This is a genomic window from Caballeronia cordobensis (genome assembly GCF_001544575.2).
Taxonomy (GTDB): domain Bacteria; phylum Pseudomonadota; class Gammaproteobacteria; order Burkholderiales; family Burkholderiaceae; genus Caballeronia; species Caballeronia cordobensis.
Window position 1 is genome coordinate 1 of record NZ_FCNY02000011.1, and the last position, 18,373, is coordinate 18,373.

An 18,373-nucleotide genomic window follows, 5' to 3' on the forward strand; every position below is an offset into this window, starting at 1 on the left:
AACTCTTCAGTTCAAACCTGTTACTGTTTTCGGTTCCGTTAAGAACCGGTCGCTCACTCAACGTACTGACGATGATTTATTCCATCCAAAGATGAAAAAACCTTCCTCTGATACTTCGTGTGAGACTCTTGATACTTTTGCTATTGCTGATCCCGAAAGACCAGCCGCACTCGCTATCAAGCGCCCACACTTATCGGCTGTTAGTTTTTAAAGAGCATTACGCAATGAATTTGCTTCGCTGTTCGCTTGCTTTCTTGCGCGCCGTCATTCAACGGGAGGCGAATTATGCGGACGTATTTTGCTGTCGTCAAGCACCTTTTCGAAAATAAATTTGGGGCGCATAACTTCGCGTCTGGTCGCCGGTCCGAATCCAAACGCATCGATCGACTGAAACCGGACGCGCAGACTGATCCAGATCAATCGCGCAGACGCGCCGAGGTGAAAGAATCGGTCCATCACCTCGCATGGGTGCTTCCGCCCGACTGGATCTGCCATGAACGATGCAACAGAACGCGCCGCGATCCACGTCATCCAGCTCGATCACAGGCGCCTCGCCTCCGTGACAGCGGCCATGCTCGACTTCGTCCGCATGCTCGGTGAGGGCCGGCCGGCGCCCGACCCCATCGTGCTACGCGCGATGCTCTACTACATCCGCGAATATCCCGAGCAGTTTCATCATCCGATGGAGGATCGCTACCTCTTCGCGACGCTGCGGAGCCGCACCGACCAATTCGACGACGTGCTCGACGAACTGCGATGCGAACACATCGAAGGCGATGCACGTCTGCGCAATCTGGAGCATGCGCTCACGCGCTTCGAACTGAAGGGCGATTCGGTTCTGCCAGGACTGCGCACGCTCATGGAGCAGTACGTCGAATTCTGCGCGAATCACAGGCGCGTCGAGGAAGCGGTGATCCTTCCGGCCGCCGACCGCTTCTTCACCGAAAGCGATTGGGCACTTATCGATGCAGCCGCCGAGAAGCGCCTCGACCCGTTTGGCGAGGCCACGTTCGAGGGCGAGACGCTTGGAAGCCTCTATCGTCTGATCACCAATGCGGTGCCGGCGGTGGCAGAAGCACGCGAGGACGCTTGAGCGAGCCGGGGCACCGTCATCGCGAGCCTCGAAGTTATCCAAGCGGCGAGAATCCCGTCAGACGCGCATGCCCCCACAGCAGCATGAAGGCGTACAGGGCCAGCCCCGCGACGATCACGATCACGTCGTTGGCGGCTGACGCCGGCACGCCCGGCACGGGCCGCTGAATCGATCGCCGGGACACCGAGATCAGGTCCGCCACAGCCCACGCCAAAAAGCCGCCGAAGAGCAGCACGTCCGCGAGCGTCCCGTTGGCAATCAGATGCGACACCGACCAAAGGATCACGGCGAGCAGCATCGGATGCCGAAAGAAGCGTTTGACGCGCCCCGGCAAATAGGCCGCGATCAAAAGAGGGAACACGGGGAGCATGAGCAGCAGGGCCAGATGCCGCAGCGCCACCGGCGGCAGGTAGACCACGACCGGCGCGTGCCGCGCGATTCCATAGCCGTAGATCAGCGCGACGAAACTCACGATGGACGCGAGCGAATACAGCCCCTTCCAGGGCCGCTCGCCCAGCCGAGCCGCTTGCGTGTCTCGCCAACGCGGCGCAACGATGGAAACCGAATGGATTACCAGGAACACCACGAGACCCGCAATAAAGATGACCATGATCGATGAATATTGACAGTGACAACATCAAGATTAGATTCCATCTCGCCGCGCGTCAAGTTAAAATTGACGATGTCAACATGAGGCACGGCGATGGCAACCAGAACAACGAAGACAACCGCGAAATCCAAACCGCGCGCACCGGCGAAAAGCGCGGCACGCCCTTATCACCACGGCTCGCTGCGAGAAGCCATGCTGGAAGCCGCAGAGCGGATACTGGCGCGCGACGGCATCGACGGATTGACCTTGCGCGCCGCCGCACGCGAGGCGGGCGCATCTCACGCCGCGCCGAAAAATCACTTCGAGAACGTCGCGGGCTTGCTGAGCGAACTGGCGGCCGTGGGCTTTCGACGCTTCGAACGTTGCCTGACTTCGGCCGCCGCTGATGCCGACACGCCAGAAACCCGGCTGGCGGCGATCGGGCGCGCCTACGTTGAATTTGCGATCCGCTTTCCCGGCTTGTTTCTGCTGATGTTTCGAAGCGAACGGCTCGATATCGACCGGCCGAATCTGCGGGAAGCCATGTCCGCCGCGTCCTCGGTCGTTCGCGTTGCGGTGGGCGCACAACCCGGCCCGCACGATACGCTCTCGGCGGACGGCGCCGCACGGCTGGTCACTGCGTGGTCGCTGGTCCACGGCTTCGCGATGTTGAAGATCGATGGCCGTCTCGATCCCATCGTCGCCAGTCTGTCCGGGGGTCTGGATGCCATGGCGCTACTCGATGTGATCCTCAAGTCAGGGGGCGGACGATTGATGAACGAACCGGTTGCAAAGAAGAAGACGCGCTAGTTGAAGATTCATTCGGATATCGAAGTAATTAACTCAGACAAGCTTTGATCGCTTATGCCCGAAGGTTTGCTTTCTGATATAGACTCGGAAATCGTATCGACTCTCTCACCAGGGCGCATCGCATGAACGCATTCAGCTTCACCACGGTTCCCTCGCTCCTCGTCGATTTCGGCGGCGCGCGTCGCCTCGGCACGCTGCTGCGCGAGCGCTATCGCGACGAACGCCGTCTCGTGCTCGTCACCGATCACTTCCTCAATGAAAGCGGCCTGATCGCGCCTGCGCTTGAGGATCTCGCCGCGCAAGGCTGGCAAGTCACCGTGATCGACGACGTGATCGCCGATCCGCCCGATCACGTCGTGCTCGATGCCGCCGCGCGCGCGAAGGCGAGCGGCGCGCAAATCGTGCTGGGTCTCGGCGGCGGCTCGTCGATGGATGTCGCGAAGCTTATCGCCGTGCTGTGCGCGTCCGCTCAGCCGCTGGAGAAGATGTACGGCGTCGGCAATGTCGAAGGCCCGCGGCTGCCGCTCGTGCTGATGCCGACGACCGCGGGCACCGGCTCGGAAGTCACGGCCATTTCTATCGTGACGACGGGCGCGACCACGAAAAGCGGCGTCGTTTCGCCGATCCTCTATCCCGATCTCGCGCTGCTCGACGCCGAACTCACGCTCGGCCTGCCGCCGCAGGCAACGGCCGCGACGGGTATCGACGCGATGGTGCATGCGATCGAGGCGTACACATCGGCGCGCCTGAAGAATCCGCTCTCCGACATGCTCGCGAAGGAAGCGCTGCGCCTGCTCTACGCGAACCTGTTGCCCGCGTGCCGCGACGGCCGCGACCGCGCCGCCCGCGAAGCCATGCTGCTCGGCGCGACACTTGCGGGCCAGGCGTTCTCGAACGCACCGGTGGCCGCCGTGCACGCGCTCGCGTATCCGCTCGGCGGACACTTCCATGTGCCGCACGGTCTGTCGAACGCGCTCGTGCTGATGCATGTGCTGCGCTTCAACGCGCCCGCCGCCGCCGCGCTGTATGCGGAGCTTGCCGACACGCTCGGCTGCGCCGCCGCCGATGACGGCATCGAAGCAAAGACGGAAGCCTTCATCCAGGCGATGCAGACGCTCGTGAACGAAACCGGCATTCCCCGCACGTTGCGCGACGTGGGCGTCGAAGAATCGCATCTGCCAATGCTCGCCGCCGACGCGATGAAGCAGCAGCGTCTGCTCATCAACAACCCGCGCGAGATGACCGAGACGGCCGCGCTCGCAATCTACGAGGCCGCGCTTTGACTCAAACCAGCATCATTTGATTCGGATGACGAATCAATAACCATCAGTCCGAAATGCGCTTGAAACTGGCGTAATAATCCTCAGTGTAGTAGCAGTCGTTCGTGTGCTTGCGCGGGCCGCCGCATACGATGCGGCGTTGCCCGCGATCCGCCGAGCCGGGCGTGCGAACCGTGTACGCGTGGTAGTAACCGCGCGGATGCTGCGGCAGCAGTGTCGCGCTGTTGCGAAACAGGACGCCGTCTTCGCCGAACGGGAAAGGGCCGCCCGCTTTGATCAGACGCAGCGTTTCGGCTGCTTCCGCCGGCAATTGCGCCCGTGTCACGGAGCCCGGCGCACTCCCCTGCGCACCCGATGCGGCGAGCGGGCCGCTTGCAGCCAGTCCAGGCGGCGCCGACGCCTGACTCGCGGATGCGCCCGCATCCTGAGCCGCCTTTCGCGATTCGTCCTTGCATCCGCCGAGCACCGCGCTCAAGACGACGATGCAGGTTAAAGCCAGCGCTCGATTCACGAAACGGTGTCTCCGGGTTGACCAGCATTCGACGACAACCAATGATTCAAGGGTATCGCTAGTCGCGGCGCGAAATCAATGCGCGGCGGGAAATAGAAATTTTTCACTCGACTCTGCCGAGCCAGGCGACCACCGCCTCGGTCAGCGCCAGCCCGCGCAATTCGTCCGGCGACGCGAGCCGCGCCGCCACGATCTCGCGATTGTCGAGCCGAAGCGCGGGAAGCGCATCGAGGCGCAGCTCGAAGAAATGAACGCGGTCCCTTCGTCCGTCCCAGTCTCCGTGCACGCTGCCCGCGTCAAGGAGCGGATGCGGAGGCAGCCCGATCTCCTCTTCCATTTCGCGCTGCGCCGCCGCTTCGGGCGTTTCTCCCGCGTGCACGCTTCCGCCCGGGAAATTCCATTCCGACCGGTACGATGACTTCAACAGCAAGAGCGCCTGCCCGACATAGAGCGCGACGAGCGCGCCCTCGTGGCGAGGCCGTCGAACGCGCCACCAGATGCGAGCAAGCGGGAAGGCGAGGCGAAGCAGCATCCGCCAGACGAGGTCGAGAAGCGTTGCCGGTCGCGCTGGCTCGATGCCTGGCATGCAGCCTCCTTGTCTTTCATGATCTCAGTGCGGACTGATGCAGCGAACTGATCTGTCTGCCCAGTTCGGCAAGCTCGAAGGGCTTCCGTAAAATCTGCGCGTTGGCGACGCCGTCCAACGCGGCCGTGTCGGAATACCCCGTCACCATCACGATAGGCAAGCCGGGGCGGATCTTCTGCGCGGCACGCGCCACGTCCGCTCCGTTCATGAACGGCATCGCGAAATCGACGACGAGCACGCTCGGAAAATCGTCGGTGATCATCGCGAGACCGTCAGCGCCCGATCGCGCTTCGCGCACGCTGAACTCGTCGAGCAGCAGGCCGGCAACGAGCGATTCACGCACGTTGTCGTCGTCGTCGATCACCAGCACCGAGGTTGCCGCGGCGGCGCGATCGTCGTCGATGTGACCGTTCGGTGCAGGCCTTGCCTCTTCCACGATCTCGCGCGTCGACTCGCTGACGGGCAACCAGATCGAGAAACAGGTGCCCTTGCCGATCTGGCTGCTGACCCGCACCGCGCCGCCGCATTGATGGGCGATGCCCCAGACCTGCGCGAGGCCGAGGCCCGTCCCCTTGCCCACGGGCTTGGTCGTATAGAACGGGTCGAAGATGCGCTTGAGCGATTCGCGATCGATGCCGGTTCCGGTATCCGACACGGCGATCTCGACATACTGCCCGGCAGGCAGCTCGGCATCCGTTTCGTCGAGCACGCGCTTTTGCGTGGATAGCGTGATGACGCCGCCCTCTTCCATCGCGTCGCGCGCGTTGTTCACGAGATTGAGTATTGCGAGTTCGATCTGATTCGGATCGGCGACGACGCACAGATCTGTGCCCTGAAACTTCGTCTCGATGGAATGACCGATGCCGAGCGAGTGGCGCGCAAGATCGATCAGGTCGTGCATCAGCGCGTCGACATCGACGGGCTCCAGAACCAGCTTCTGGATGCGCGAGAATGCGAGCAATTGACCCGAGAGCTTCGAACCGCGCTCGGTCGCGCGAAAGGCGTTGTTCAAAAACGGCAGGACCGGATGCTCTTCTCCGAGCCGGCGGCGCGCGAGTTCCAGATTGGCGACGAGCGCCATCAAGAGATTATTGAAGTCGTGCGCGATACCGCCAGTCAGGCGGCCGACGGCTTCCATTTTTTGCGCGTGCGCCAATGCTTCTTCGGCGCGCTTGCGCTCTTCCATTTCGTCCCAAAGCCGGGCATTGGCTTTCCTGAGCTCGGCCGTGCGCTCCGCGACCAGCCGCTCCAGATCCTGATGGCTTCGCGCAAGCGTCGCTTCGGCCACGCTGAGCCGCTCGTTCATCTGCGCGGCGGCTCTCAGTTCGTCGCGTATCCGGAACTGCCGCTCGCGCCCGGACAGCGCCGCCTCGACGGCGCTCGTCAGCGTGAGCGCGCTCGCGGGCCGCTCGACATAGACGAGATTGGTCATTCGCGCGGGCAGCAGCCCCACCAGATGCCGCTGATGTATCGCCTCCAGACGGCTGCGCTGCGTCAGAACGACGAAGGGTATGTCCGACCACGACGGTTGCGCGTCGAGCTTCTCGGCAAGCGCGGAGAGGTCCGCGCCCGACAGCGACTCGTCGGTGAGGAGCACCGCGCCCACATACGGGTCGATGGCCGCGACGAGCTCCTCGAACGTGGCGGCGGTGCTCGTCTCGATCCGGCGCTTGCGCAGCAGCGATTCGGCGGTGGGCGCATCGCGCCCGAAGCGGGCAAAGATGACGACGTGACGGGAGAAAGGCTTCATGCTCGATGTTTGCCGCTTCCGCCATCGGACTCGTTCGGATCATGCCGCTCCTTGAACGGGCCTGGCCCGCCCGTGAACGTGGGCGTCCCCGTCAGCACGCCGGTGAAGCGCGTGAGCGGTTCACTGAGTTCCAGTCCACGCGAACTGATCGTGAACTCGCGGATCGTGCTTTCGTGCACATTGCCCCGGTTCTTGAGCACCGAAAGCGCCTTGCGGACCCGTCCCCCCGCTTCGAAGAAACGCAGCAGGATGACCGTATCGGCGATATAGCTGATGTTGAGCGAGCCCCCCTGCATGCTCCCGACCAGACCTTGCTGCGGGTTGATCAGAAAGGTGGCCACGCCCTGCTGGTTCAGAAACGAGAGCAATTCATGCAATTGCAGGATGAGCTGTTTTTCCTGCGGCATCGCCGAGATATAACCGCTCAGACTGTCGATAACGATGAGCCGCGCATTGTTCTCCATGACCTCGCTGCGGACCATGCTGGTGAATTCGCCGGGCGAAATCTCGGAGGGATCGATCTGCCGTATCTGTAGCAGGCCGGAATCGAGATGCTCGCGCAAGTCGATGCCGATGCCTTTCGCCCGCACCAGCAGCGTTCCGATCCGCTCGTCGAACTCATAGATCACACAGCGCTCGCCGCGCACGCACGCCTGAGCGGCGAACTGCAGCGAGATGGTGGTCTTGCCCGAGCCGGCGGGGCCCATGAGCAGCGTGCTCGTGCCTCTGAGCGGGCCACCGCCCAGCACTGCGTCGAGGCCCGGCATGCCGCTTGGCAAGAACTCTTCCGCGAACTCGGTGTGATGCTCCAGTGCAACCAGACGCGGAAAGATCTGCAAGCCGCCTTGCCGGATCGCAAAATCGTGATAGCCCTCGCGGAACGCGCTGCCGCGCAGCTTCTGAATCTGCAGCCGGCGGCGAGCGATGCCGAAATCGAGCGTGAGGCGCTCCAGCGTCACCACGCCATGCGAGAGACTGTGCAGATCGACGTCATGCGAGCCTCGGGCGCTCATGTCGTCCATGAGCAGCACGGTTGCGTCGTTGTGGTTGAAGAAGTGCTTCAGCGACAGCAACTGGCGGCGAAAGCGCAGCGGGTCCTGAGCGAGAAGCCGAAGCTCCGACAGGCTATCGAAGACGACCCGGGCCGGCTTGATTCGCTCGACCTCGCGCGTGATATGGCGCACCACTTCGCCCAGTTCGATTTCCCAGGAATGCAGGATGCTCTGGTCGCCGTCTATGCCGAGGGACAGTTCCGTCGCCTCCATTTCGAAGATGGAGATGCCGTCCAGACTCCAGCCGTGGGCGGCCGCCACCTCGGCGAGTTCAGCGGTGGTTTCGGAAAGGGTGATGAAGAGAACCCTCTCCCCCGCCTTGACGCCGCGAAGCAGGAACTGAAGGCCCAGCGTCGTTTTACCCGAGCCGGGCGCGCCCTCGATCAGGTACAGGCGGCTCGATGGAAAACCGCCATTGAGGATGTCGTCGAGTTCCGGCAATCCGGAGGAGATGCGAGCAGGTCGTGCGTCAGGCATGGATCGATAAGAAGTTAGCTGTGGGCGAGGCGCAACGGCGAACCGAGCCACAGTGGGAGTTTATCCGCCCGCTCATCTGATATCGCGATCATTCTCACGGCAGGCGACGCTTCCGAGTCGAAGTTCGCGGCGCAAGTTTCGTGCCTGATCACCCTGCTACGGCGAATACGTTTCGCTCAGACGAAAAGCGTATTCGCCGCGACGATCCACGCCGACCACGCGATCAGCGCGACGCCGAGCGGCTTGCCGATGGCCTTGCCCCAGCCCAGATTCTTTTCGGCCGCCATGATCGCGCCCAGCGCCAGCATCCAGCCAACGCTGCCCATGCCGACCGCGAACATCAGCAGCATCAGCGCCCAGCAGCAGCCGATGCAGAAAATGCCGTGACCGGCGCCGAGCATAAAGCTCTCGCGGCGCGCGCTCAGGCCGCGCCAATGCTCGGTGATGAACATCAGCGGCGAGCGGCATTTGTCGAGACATCGCGTCTTGAGGCGGCTGAACTGGTAAAGGCCCGCGAACGCAACGATCGCGGCGCCGATCATCCAGCCGTTCACGAGCAGCATCGGCGACTCGTCCGCCAGGCGATGCAGCGCCGCATCGAAGCCATGCGCGACGAGGCCAAACAGCGCCCACGCCGCCGCGTAACCGGCGATCAGCAAGCTCAATAGCGTGCGCCGCTCGTCGCGCGCGACCGTCATTCGCCTGAAGGTGTCGAAGAGGGGGAAAGCGGTCGGCAGCATCATCGCCGCGATCATCAAAAGCCAGGCGGCGCTGTGCAGCGTCGCGGCGAGCGCGATGCTCGCCCCGGGCGCCGCGCGGCATAGCGCGCCGACGCCCGGCAGCTCGGTCCAGCTCGTTTGATGCAGATAGCGCGCATACGGCCCCGCATCCCACAGCCACAGCACGATCCACGCGCCCGCCGTCAACGCGGCGAAGAGCGGCGCGAACAGGCGCAAGCGCGGGCGCATCGTCACGACGTAAAGCTGAACGATCCCTGAATCGCGTTATGCCCCGTCAAATTCAGGTCGAGCCCGAGATGCTCGTGACGCAGGCGGAACGCGGTGGCCTTGCCGACGAAAGCGGGCGAGCCGGGTATCGTCGAAAAGATGCTTTCGACCAGCCGCGTCGGCTCGCCGGTCGGACCGCGATAAGGCTCCAGGTCGGCCTCGATGGTTTCGCCGACCTTCATCCGGCCCTTGCCGTCGACGACCGTGTATTCGATCGACGCGCGTTCCACCGACACCATTTCGCCGATCAGCTTCACGATATCCGCGAGCGGTCCGCCGCGCTCGCCACGATGCACGCTCACGAGGGCGTCGAATTGCGCGTCGCTCGCATGCTCGTCGACGAACATCGCGACGCGCCAGCCGCCTTGCAGCACGTTGCCGGGAATGAACGCCGCGAACGCGACCGTCATGCCCGACACATCGACGCCGTCGATCGTGCCTTGCTCGTAGTGGTAAGCAATCGCGCTGCGGCACGTGCCGTTATCGGGATCTTCTCCGACCCAGCACGGACACAGGATCTTGCACTCGCACACTTCCAGGATGCTGCCCATCAGTCGATAGCTCATTTTCGCCTCCGCACCGGGACGACCCTCGCCCGGCATTCTTTGTTGTAGGCGTTAAGCGGGCGCGAATCAAAGCATGCGGGTGCGGCGAATGATTGAAGCAGCGTATACAGCGACGGTGTCACATTCCGTAGACGCGAACGGCATTGTCGTGAAAGAGCGCCAGCCGGTCCGCGATCGAATATCGCGCGGCGATCGTCTTGAAGCCATCGAAGATATCCGTCATGCGGTCCACCACGCCATCCACCGGAAAGTTGCTGGCGAACGAGCAGCGCTGCACGCCGAACACGTCGATGGCGGTATGCACCACGGGCGCGTTCGCCTCCACGCTCCAGCGCTGCCCCGGAATGCAGATGCCCGAAATCTTCAGATGCACGTTCGGCTCCCGCGCGACCCGTTCGAGCGCGTCGCGCCAGCCTTTCAGGCCTTCCGCGGAACGATCCGCCGGCAGGCCGGTATGGTTGATGACGATCTGCGTGTCCGGAAAATCGCGCGCCAGTTCGGCCGCCTCGTTGAAATGCCACCAGAACACCTGAAGCTCGAACAACAGGCCGTGCTCGCGCAGTTTCGCGTAACCGTCGCGCCACTTCGGATCGCGCATCGATCCCGGCGCGGCGAAATCATCCCTATGGTCGGCGCGCGCGACCGCGGCCGGCTTGTGCCGAATCCCCCTGACGAGCGGATGACGGCCATAGACATCGAGCACGGCGTCCACGTCTTCGCGATCGAGCCACGCCTGAGCGCTCATCGCGTGCGGAAAGCCCTGCTCGCGCCGCAGCGATTCGACCCAGCGCAGTTCGCCGAGCGGATCGGCCGGGTCCCATTCCCCTTCGATGAGCACCGTCTTCACGATCTTGTGATGCCCCGCGGCGCGAAAGTAATCGCCGGGCAGGAAGGTGCGCCGGATCGCGTCGTAATTGCCGTAGCGGAAATGCTTCACGGGCTTGTCCGCGAGCCACGGATAGTAGTTGCGCTCGATATCGAAGAAGTGCTGATGAGCGTCCGCGATCGGCAGATCGTCGTCCGCGCCGCTTTCGAGAAACCGGCGGCGCAATGCATTGGCGTCCAACATGGACTGTTTCTCCTCGCTTAAACCACGACGCGATAAAACTGCTGCGCGTTCCGATAGAAAATCTTCTCCAGCGCATCGCGCCCGAGCGGTTCGAGCATCCTTCTCATGCTGTCGACGAGCACGTCGTAACTGATCCGCAAACCTGCGACCGGAAAATTGCTCGCGAACATGCAGCGCTCGACGCCGAAGATAGAAATCGCGTCGAGCACGATGCGCCGGTTATCGTCGTAGTTCCAGGGCGCGTCCTTGAGGCCGAATTCCGACAGCTTCACCCATACGTTGGGCTGCTTCGCGAGCCGCTCCATGCCGCGCCGCCATGAGACCAGGCCGTCTTCGCTCCGGTCCCACGGAAAGCCGGTGTGATTCAAGGCGATCCCGATGTTCGGAAACATGCCCGCGACCTCGGCCGCATCGGCGAGATGCCACGGCGGCACGCGCAAGTCCCACGAAAAGCCGAACTTTTCGAGCAACGAGAAGCCGCGCAGCCAGGCCGGGTCGTGCATCGTGCCGCGACGATCGTCGAGCCGCTCGCCGGGCCTCGGCGACGTGACCGGCTTCGAGCGAATCCCGCGCACGAGCGGATACGCGGCGTGCGCCGCGAGGATCCCCTCCGTGTCCGGCGTATCGAACCACGCATGCGCGACAACCGCGCCCGGAAAGCCGCGGCGCGCATGCACCTCGTGCAGCCAGCGCGTTTCCGCGACCTGCTCGTCGCGCGCGCGTTCCGCCTCGACGTGCACGGTGCCGATCACGGGTTGCGCGCCCGTCGCCGCGAGATAGTCTTCCGGAAGGAAGTTCCGGCACAGGCTGCGGTAATCGCCGAGAAAGAAGTCCTCGTGATACGCGTCCTGCAGCCACGGATAACGCCCCGCCGCGAGATCCCACAAATGATGATGCGCATCGATGATCGGAATGTCGTCCGGCGCGATGTCATTCATGCTCATGCGGATTCGATGCCGGCCCGGCTCGCTTTTTCGGCGACGCGCGCCTTGAGTTTTTCGACATTCACGACAAAGCGCGAATGGCCGCCCGCGCAGACCTGCTCGATATCGTCGAACACGGCGATATCGAACTTCACGGCGCGCCCGTCGATGCTCGCCACTTTTATCTCGATGCGCACGCTCATGCCGAGCAAGGTCGCGCCGGTGTGCGCGATATCGACGGCCGTTCCCACCGAGTTCTCGCCCGCGCCGACGAAATCGAGCAGATAGTCGAGACACGTCCGCTCGATATCGTCGATCAGTTTCGGCGTGGCGTAAATGCGAAGGTCTTCGCCGAGAAATGAAATGGTGCGCTCGCGATCGACTTCGATCGTTCGCGAATGCGTGGCGCCTGCGCGCAAGGAATCGTTGATCATGTTTCAGTTTTGGGAAAGAAAGCCCGTGGACACCCAGGGCACGGCGACGAGCACCAGAAGCGCGACCGCAAGCGCGCCCAGATACGGCCACACGCGCTTCATTGCGCCGTCCGGATCGACCTTCGCGATCGCGCACGCCGCGTAGAAGCCCACGCCGAATGGCGGCGCGAAGAGGCCGAGGCCCATCGCGAAGATCGCGACCATCGCGTAATGCACATCGTTGATGCCGAGCTGGCGCGCGACCGGAAAGAGCAGCGGGCCGAACAGCACGATCGCGGGAATGCCTTCGAGGAAACTGCCAAGCAGCACGAACGCGACGGCCGATATCAGCAGGAAGCCCATTGATCCGCCGGGCGCGGTGGACATGAGTTGCGCCAGTTGATGCGAGAAGCCGGATTGCGTCAGCGCCCAGGCCATCGCCGTCGCGCAGCCGATGATGATCAGGATCGCGCCCGACAGCGAAGCCGTGCCGACGATGATCGGATACAGCCGGTTCCACTTGAACGAGCGATAAAACAGGAGCCCGACGACGAACGTGTAAGCCACGCCGACCGATGCCACTTCGGTCGCCGTCGCAATGCCTTCGACCACCGCCGCGCGGATCACGAACGGCAACGCGAGCGCGGGCAGCGCGAACAGAAATGCCCTGCCGACTTCGCGCGGCTTCGCGCGCTCGACTTCCTTCAGGTCGCGCTTGCGATTCTTCAGCCAGATCACGACGATCATCGCGAGCGCGCCCACGATCGCGGGCATGAAGCCGCCCGTGAACAACGCGGAGATCGACACGCCCGTCACCGAGCCGATGGTGATCAGCACGAGACTCGGCGGAATGGTCTCCGACATCGCACCCGACGCGCTCAGCATGGCGACGAGTTCGTTCTCGTCCTCGCCGCGCTTTTTCATCTCCGGAAAGAGCGCGGGCGCGACGGCGGCCATGTCCGCGGCCTTGGAACCGGAGATGCCGCTCACGAGATAGATCGCGCCGATCAGCACGTAAGAAAGCCCGCCCTTGAAATGGCCGATGAGCGAAGCGAGAAAGCGGATCATCGCCTGCGCCATGCCCATGGCTTCGATCAGTGCGCCGAGGAACACGAACAAGGGAATGGCGAGCAGGATCAGGCTCGACATGCCTTCGTCGATGCGGCCCAGCACGACGAGCATCGGGGTCATCGTCACCGTGTTCAGGTACGCGACGGTCGATAGCCCGAAGGCGACCATGATCGGCACGCCGATCGACACCATGAACACGACGGCGACGACGAAAAAGATCACGAGGTTCCAGTTGCCGAGCGATGTCATCGCGGCCTTGAAGGTCATCAGCGCGAGCGCGATGCCGCCGACCACCGCCGCCGAGATCACGAAGTGCGACGGCCGCGCCTGCTCCATGAGACGCGCGACGGAAATCGCGAGCATCAGCGTGAGACCGACCGCGAGCGCCGCAACGCGATAGCCGTTGGATATTTCCAGCGCCGCGCTCGTGATGGCCCACTCTTCCGACACGTATTCCCACGCCGGCGACAGCAGCATCGCAATGAACGCGATGACGACCACCGCGCCGAACGTATCGACGAACGCGCGCTTCACCGGTTCGAGATGCGCAATGAAGGTCGTGAGCCGCATGTGTTCGTTGCGGCGCAAGGCGATGACCGTGCCCAGCATCGCGAGCCAGATGAAAAGCAGCGTCGCCAGTTCGTCGCCCCAGATCAGCGGATCGTGAAGCACGTAGCGATAGAACACGTTCGCGAACAGCAGCACCACTTCGGCCACCACGAGCGCCGCCGCGCAAAGCTCGGTGGACCAGCGGATGCAGGCATCGAGAAGATGACCCGCTCTCGCGACCGGGCCGAGCGGCTTGCCCGCGGCCGCAACAGGCAGGGTCGCCATGGAAACGTCAGTGCTCATGATCCGCCCCTTCCTCACGAAAGCTGCCCGGAATACTTCTCGAGAAGACCCCATGCCGCATCGCCGTACTTCTTCTTCCATTCGGCGTAGAAGCCCTTTTGCTGCAAGTCGGCGCGAAACGCCTGCTGATCGACCTTGTTGAACGTGACGCCCTTGGCCGTGAGCATCGGCTCGAGACTCTGGTTCAGACGAACGACTTCCTCGCGCTGCTTCATCGCCGCGGCATTGACGTTGCGCGCGACGATCTCCTGCACGTCCTTCGGCAGCTTCGGCCAGGTCTTGCCGCTTGCAAGCAGCCAGAAGCCGTTCCAGATATGCCCCGTCAGCGAGCAGTATTTCTGCACCTCGTAAAAGCGCGCGGACTGCACCACGACGAGCGGATTCTCCTGGCCTTCGACGACCTTCGTCTGCAACGCCGAGTACGTCTCGTTGATGCTGATGCCGGTGGGCGCCGCGCCGAAGGTCTTGAACATCGACGTCCATAGCGGGCTCACCAGCACGCGGATCTTGAAGCCCTTCAGGTCCGCCGGCGTCTTGATGGGGCGCGTCGAACTCGTGATCTGGCGAAAGCCGTTGTTCCAGACCTTGTCCATCGCGATCAGCCCTGCTTTCGCGGCCTGTTCGCGCACGTGGCGGCCGAGATCGCCGTCCATCGCGGCCCATACGTCGTCGTAGCTCTTGAACGCGAAGGGCACGCTTTCGATCGATGCGACCGGCACGAGCGTCGACAGGATCGCGCCCGGCAGCGGGATGAAATCGACGCCGCCCGCGCGCACTTGCGACAGCATGTCGGTGTCGCCGCCCATTTGCGCGTTCGCGAAAACCTGAAGATCGACGCGGCCGTTCGTTTCCTTCTTGATCGCCGCCGACGCCTCGCGCATGTGCGCGTTGAGCGGATGGCTGTCGGGCAGGCTGCTCGCATACTTGAGCACGATGGGTGCGGCTTGCGCGAATGCACGGCTCGGCGCGGCGATGCCCGCCGCCGTGGCGGCCACGGCCAGGCCCGCCGTCGTCAGGAAGTCCCGACGCGTGATGGTTCCACTCATGTTTGTCTCCTGAACTCTGTCATGCGCGATTCGCTCGCGTCTGTCACTGCTGTTACCGGGCCAGCGCGACGATGGCTTTCTCTTCGATCAGCCGATCGATTTCGGCCGCCGAATAGCCCGACTCCTTCAGCACTTCCCGCGTATGCTCGCCAAGCAGCGGCGCGGGGCGATTGCCCGAGCGCTTCGCATCGGAGAAGTGGATCGGCAGGCCGAGACCGCGAACCTTGCCCGCCGTCGGATGATCGGTTTCGACGACCATCTCGCGCGCGATCGTCTGCGGATGCGCGAGCGCCGCCGCGATATCGAGGACCGGTCCCGCCGGCAGGCCGATGCGATCGAACTGCGTCATCCATTCGTCCGTGCTGCGGCGCACGAGCAAGGTGTTGAGGATCGCGACGAGCGCCTCGCGATGCTGCAATCTCAGCGCATTCGTTTCGAAGCGCGGATCGCTCGCCAGTTCGGGCGCATCGAGCACCTCCAGCAGGCGTTCGTAGTTGCTCTGATTGGCCGCGCCGATGTTGATCCAGCCATCGCTCGTCTTGAAGACCTGATAGGGCGCGCTCGTCGAATTCGCGGAACCCATCTTCGGCAGGATCGTGCCGTCCGCGAGATAGCTCGCCGCCGGCCAGAACATCTGCTGAAGGCCCGCTTCGAAGAGCGACGTATCGACCATCTGGCCGCGCCCGGTGCGCAGCTTCTGCGCATACGCCGCCGCAATGCCGAGCGCCGCGAGAATGCCCGAGTTGATGTCGGCGACGGGCGAGCCCGCCTTGACGGGCTCGCGCCCCTCTTCGCCCGTCATGCTCATCATGCCGCTCATGCCCTGCGCGATGAGATCGAAGCCGCCCTTCTCGCCGAACGGACCCGTGCGGCCGAAGCCGGAGATCGCGCAATAGATCAGGCCCGGATTGAGCGCCTTGAGCGTCTCGTAGCCGAGGCCGAATTTTTCCATCGTGCCCGCGCGATAGTTCTCCGTGACGACATCCGCGTCCGCCAGCAAGCGCTTCAGGACCTCGCGGCCGCCTTCGCTTTTCAGGTTCAGACCGATGCCCCGCTTGTTGCGATTCACGATCATGTACGAGGCCGATTCGCCGCTCGGCAGAATCGGCGAAAAACGACGCGAGTCGTCGCCGTCGGGCGCTTTCTCGACCTTCACGACATCCGCGCCCATGTCGGCGAGCATCATGCCGCACACGGGGCCGGACATGATGTGCGCCAGCTCGACTACTTTCATCCCACTCAGCGGACCCATTTCACTTTCCCTTGAAGACTGGTTTCTGTTTTGCATTGAACGCCGCGGCGCCGATGCGAAAATCTTCCGTATCGAAGCAATCGAACGCGGATTCGATATCCGCATCCGTGAGCGCGGGCGATGGCGTCAGCCGGCTCGCCGCGGCCTTGTGCCAGCGCGCGACGAGCGGCGCGCCGCGGGCGATGCGCCGCGCGGCGGCGAGGGCTTCTTCCTCGACGGCATCGTCGGCGACGACGCGCGACGTCAGCCCCTTCGCGAGCGCTTCACACGCATCGAAAATGCGTCCTTCGAGCACGATCTCCATGGCGACGGCGCGGCCCGCGAGACGCATCAGCGCGCCAAGCTCGGCGTAGGACATCGTGAGTCCGAGCTGCCCGACGGGCGCGCCGAAGCGGCTCGATTCGCCGCAGATGCGGACATCGCAGAGCGACGCGATTTCCAGCCCGCCGCCCACGCAGACGCCGTGAATCATCGCGACGACCGGATGACGGCAATGCTCGATCGCCTCCATCGCGGCGGTCGTGATGTGTGCATAAGCGCGCGCCTCTTCGCGGTTCGATCGCTGCGTAGCGAACTCGCCGATATCCGCGCCCGCCGCGAACGCCTTCGTTCCCGCGCCGCGCAGCACGACGCATCGAACGCCGTCGTCGTCCGATAGCTGCTGCATCGCCGCGCCGAGATCGCGCCACATGGCAAGCGTGAGCGCGTTCATCTTCTCGGGGTTGTCGAGCGTGACGATGGCGAGTTCGCCATTGCGCTCGATGCTGATCCTGTCTCCCATGTCTTCCTCTGATCAGAACGATGCGTCGAGCATCGCGTGATAGTCGCTTTCGGATGCGTCGCGCGGATTGGTCTTGTGGCTGTGGTCTTTCAATGCGCCCTTGACGATGTCGGGGAACATGCCGCGCGTGACGCCCACGCCTGCAAGCGTCGTCGGAAGACCAAGCCGATGCGTCATCTCTTTGATGGAAGGCCCGACGTTCGCGGGGTTTTCGAGGCCCATCGCCTGCGCGAGACGCGCGAGCTTGCCTTCGTCCTTCACCGTCGGCGCGTCCTGATTGAACGCGATCACGGCAGGCAGAAAGATCGCGTTGAGCGTGCCGTGATGCAGACGCGGATCGATGCCGCCGAGCGAGTGACTGAGGCTGTGCACGCAGCCAAGGCCTTTCTGGAACGCGAGCGCGCCCTGCATCGATGCGCTCATCATGTTCATGCGCGCGACCTTGTCGTCGGGATGCGCGGTGGCGCGCTCGATATGACGCCATCCGCGCCACAGGCCGTCGAGCGCGATGCCGTCGGCTGCGGGATTGAACGCCGGCGCCATGAAGGTCTCGATGCAATGCGCGATTGCGTCCATGCCGGTCGCGGCGGTCATCGTCGCGGGCAGCTTCAGCGTGAGTTCCGGATCGCAGATGGCGGACTTCGGCACGACGAAAGGCGAGATCACGCCGACTTTTCTGCCGTCGTCGAGAATCAGGATCGCGCCGCGCCCGACTTCGCTGCCAGTGCCCGCCGTCGTCGGAATCGCGATGACGGGCGCGGTCGCCGCCGTGATGCGCGCCGCGCCCCCTTCGATCACGGCGAAGCTCTGCAACGGGCCGTCGTGCGTCGCGCAGACCGCGACGCCCTTCGCGAGATCGATCGACGATCCGCCGCCCACCGCGATGATTCCGTCGCAGCACGCCTCGACGAACGCGGCGACGCCTTCGCGCACGGCCGCTTCGTTCGGATTCGGCGGCGTGCCGTCGTACACGGGTACGTCGTGATCCGCACCGAGCGCGGACAGCACCTTGTCGACGATGCCCGCCGCCCTGATGCCGCGATCGGTCACGATGAGCGGCCGCCTGATGCCGAGCCTTTCGCATTCGCTCTTCAGCAGCCGGACCGCGCCGAAGTCGAACTGAATCTGCGTGATGTAATTGATGAGGGCCATGTTGATCGACAGTTATAGGTACGCGAAAACCCGGATAGCTGAAACCCTTATCACCGGGGGTTAACCTTAGGTGCAGAGCTTTGCGCAACGCGG

General features: G+C 63.7%; 19 protein-coding genes. 4 read left to right on the forward strand and 15 right to left on the reverse strand.

The genetic code is table 11. The annotated features are described in order from the left end of the window. Together AWB70_RS39340 and AWB70_RS21655 are read left to right on the forward strand one after the other, a co-directional pair. Window positions 1-211: hypothetical protein (locus AWB70_RS39340; RefSeq protein ID WP_235024321.1), on the forward strand; the 211-nt coding region annotated here is incomplete at its 5' end. Between the two features lie 282 nt (window positions 212-493). Next, window positions 494-1,093, forward strand: a complete 600-nt coding sequence (locus tag AWB70_RS21655) for a hemerythrin domain-containing protein (protein ID WP_053571044.1) — start codon at window positions 494-496, stop codon at window positions 1,091-1,093. Between the two features lie 34 nt (window positions 1,094-1,127). Here AWB70_RS21655 and AWB70_RS21660 read toward each other — a convergent pair whose 3' ends face one another. Further along, window positions 1,128-1,703, reverse strand: coding sequence for an NnrU family protein (locus tag AWB70_RS21660; protein WP_053571043.1), 576 nt, complete (start codon window positions 1,701-1,703; stop codon window positions 1,128-1,130). A 246-nt stretch (window positions 1,704-1,949) separates the two neighbouring features. Here AWB70_RS21660 and AWB70_RS21665 point away from each other — a divergent pair, with 246 nt between their 5' ends. Both AWB70_RS21665 and AWB70_RS21670 read left to right on the forward strand, forming a co-directional pair. Further along, window positions 1,950-2,492 (forward strand): TetR-like C-terminal domain-containing protein, encoded by a 543-nt coding sequence (locus tag AWB70_RS21665; protein ID WP_235024322.1) that lies wholly within the window; start codon window positions 1,950-1,952, stop codon window positions 2,490-2,492. 122 nt (window positions 2,493-2,614) lie between these two features. Beyond that, window positions 2,615-3,775 (forward strand): iron-containing alcohol dehydrogenase, encoded by a 1,161-nt coding sequence (locus AWB70_RS21670; protein ID WP_053571041.1) that lies wholly within the window; start codon window positions 2,615-2,617, stop codon window positions 3,773-3,775. Between the two features lie 43 nt (window positions 3,776-3,818). On the opposite strand, the gene AWB70_RS21675 is transcribed toward AWB70_RS21670, so the two are convergent. The 14 genes from AWB70_RS21675 to gbd form a co-directional block, all read right to left on the reverse strand. Next, window positions 3,819-4,283 (reverse strand): ribonuclease, encoded by a 465-nt coding sequence (locus AWB70_RS21675; RefSeq protein WP_053571040.1) that lies wholly within the window; start codon window positions 4,281-4,283, stop codon window positions 3,819-3,821. Between the two features lie 103 nt (window positions 4,284-4,386). Beyond that, entirely contained in the window at window positions 4,387-4,869 is a 483-nt protein-coding gene (locus AWB70_RS21680) for an NUDIX domain-containing protein (protein WP_053571039.1), read from the reverse strand. A 16-nt stretch (window positions 4,870-4,885) separates the two neighbouring features. Continuing rightward, a complete protein-coding gene (locus AWB70_RS21685; protein ID WP_053571038.1) occupies window positions 4,886-6,619 on the reverse strand; it encodes an ATP-binding protein in 1,734 nt (577 codons plus the stop codon). After that, window positions 6,616-8,148 (reverse strand): ATPase domain-containing protein, encoded by a 1,533-nt coding sequence (locus tag AWB70_RS21690; RefSeq protein ID WP_053571037.1) that lies wholly within the window; start codon window positions 8,146-8,148, stop codon window positions 6,616-6,618. Before AWB70_RS21690 ends, AWB70_RS21685 begins: the two co-directional genes overlap by 4 nt. Window positions 8,149-8,324: 176 nt before the next feature. Further along, window positions 8,325-9,116 (reverse strand): DUF2182 domain-containing protein, encoded by a 792-nt coding sequence (locus tag AWB70_RS21695; RefSeq protein WP_053571036.1) that lies wholly within the window; start codon window positions 9,114-9,116, stop codon window positions 8,325-8,327. Window positions 9,117-9,118: 2 nt separating this feature from the next. Then, entirely contained in the window at window positions 9,119-9,721 is a 603-nt protein-coding gene (locus AWB70_RS21700; protein WP_014194139.1) for a DUF1326 domain-containing protein, read from the reverse strand. Window positions 9,722-9,839: 118 nt separating this feature from the next. Continuing rightward, complete coding sequence (locus AWB70_RS21705) at window positions 9,840-10,790, reverse strand: amidohydrolase family protein (protein WP_053571035.1); 951 nt, start codon at window positions 10,788-10,790, stop codon at window positions 9,840-9,842. Window positions 10,791-10,807: 17 nt separating this feature from the next. Continuing rightward, window positions 10,808-11,734 carry an amidohydrolase family protein gene (locus AWB70_RS21710; RefSeq protein WP_053571034.1) on the reverse strand — a complete coding sequence of 309 codons (927 nt, stop codon included), beginning with the start codon at window positions 11,732-11,734 and terminating at the stop codon, window positions 10,808-10,810. Then, a complete protein-coding gene (locus AWB70_RS21715; RefSeq protein WP_053571033.1) occupies window positions 11,731-12,147 on the reverse strand; it encodes a thioesterase family protein in 417 nt (138 codons plus the stop codon). The genes AWB70_RS21710 and AWB70_RS21715 overlap by 4 nt, the downstream gene beginning before the upstream one ends. 3 nt (window positions 12,148-12,150) lie before the next feature. Then, window positions 12,151-14,049, reverse strand: coding sequence for a TRAP transporter large permease (locus tag AWB70_RS21720; protein WP_235024323.1), 1,899 nt, complete (start codon window positions 14,047-14,049; stop codon window positions 12,151-12,153). A gap of 14 nt (window positions 14,050-14,063) precedes the next feature. After that, window positions 14,064-15,095: a TRAP transporter substrate-binding protein gene (locus AWB70_RS21725; protein ID WP_053571031.1), complete on the reverse strand. Its 1,032-nt coding sequence runs from the start codon at window positions 15,093-15,095 to the stop codon at window positions 14,064-14,066. Window positions 15,096-15,147: 52 nt separating this feature from the next. After that, window positions 15,148-16,347 (reverse strand): CaiB/BaiF CoA transferase family protein, encoded by a 1,200-nt coding sequence (locus AWB70_RS21730; protein WP_045458378.1) that lies wholly within the window; start codon window positions 16,345-16,347, stop codon window positions 15,148-15,150. Window position 16,348: 1 nt separating this feature from the next. Continuing rightward, window positions 16,349-17,128 (reverse strand): enoyl-CoA hydratase-related protein, encoded by a 780-nt coding sequence (locus tag AWB70_RS21735; RefSeq protein WP_053571030.1) that lies wholly within the window; start codon window positions 17,126-17,128, stop codon window positions 16,349-16,351. A gap of 12 nt (window positions 17,129-17,140) precedes the next feature. Next, a complete protein-coding gene (gene gbd / locus AWB70_RS21740) occupies window positions 17,141-18,280 on the reverse strand; it encodes a 4-hydroxybutyrate dehydrogenase (protein ID WP_053571029.1) in 1,140 nt (379 codons plus the stop codon). Between the last annotated feature and the right edge of the window lie 93 nt (window positions 18,281-18,373).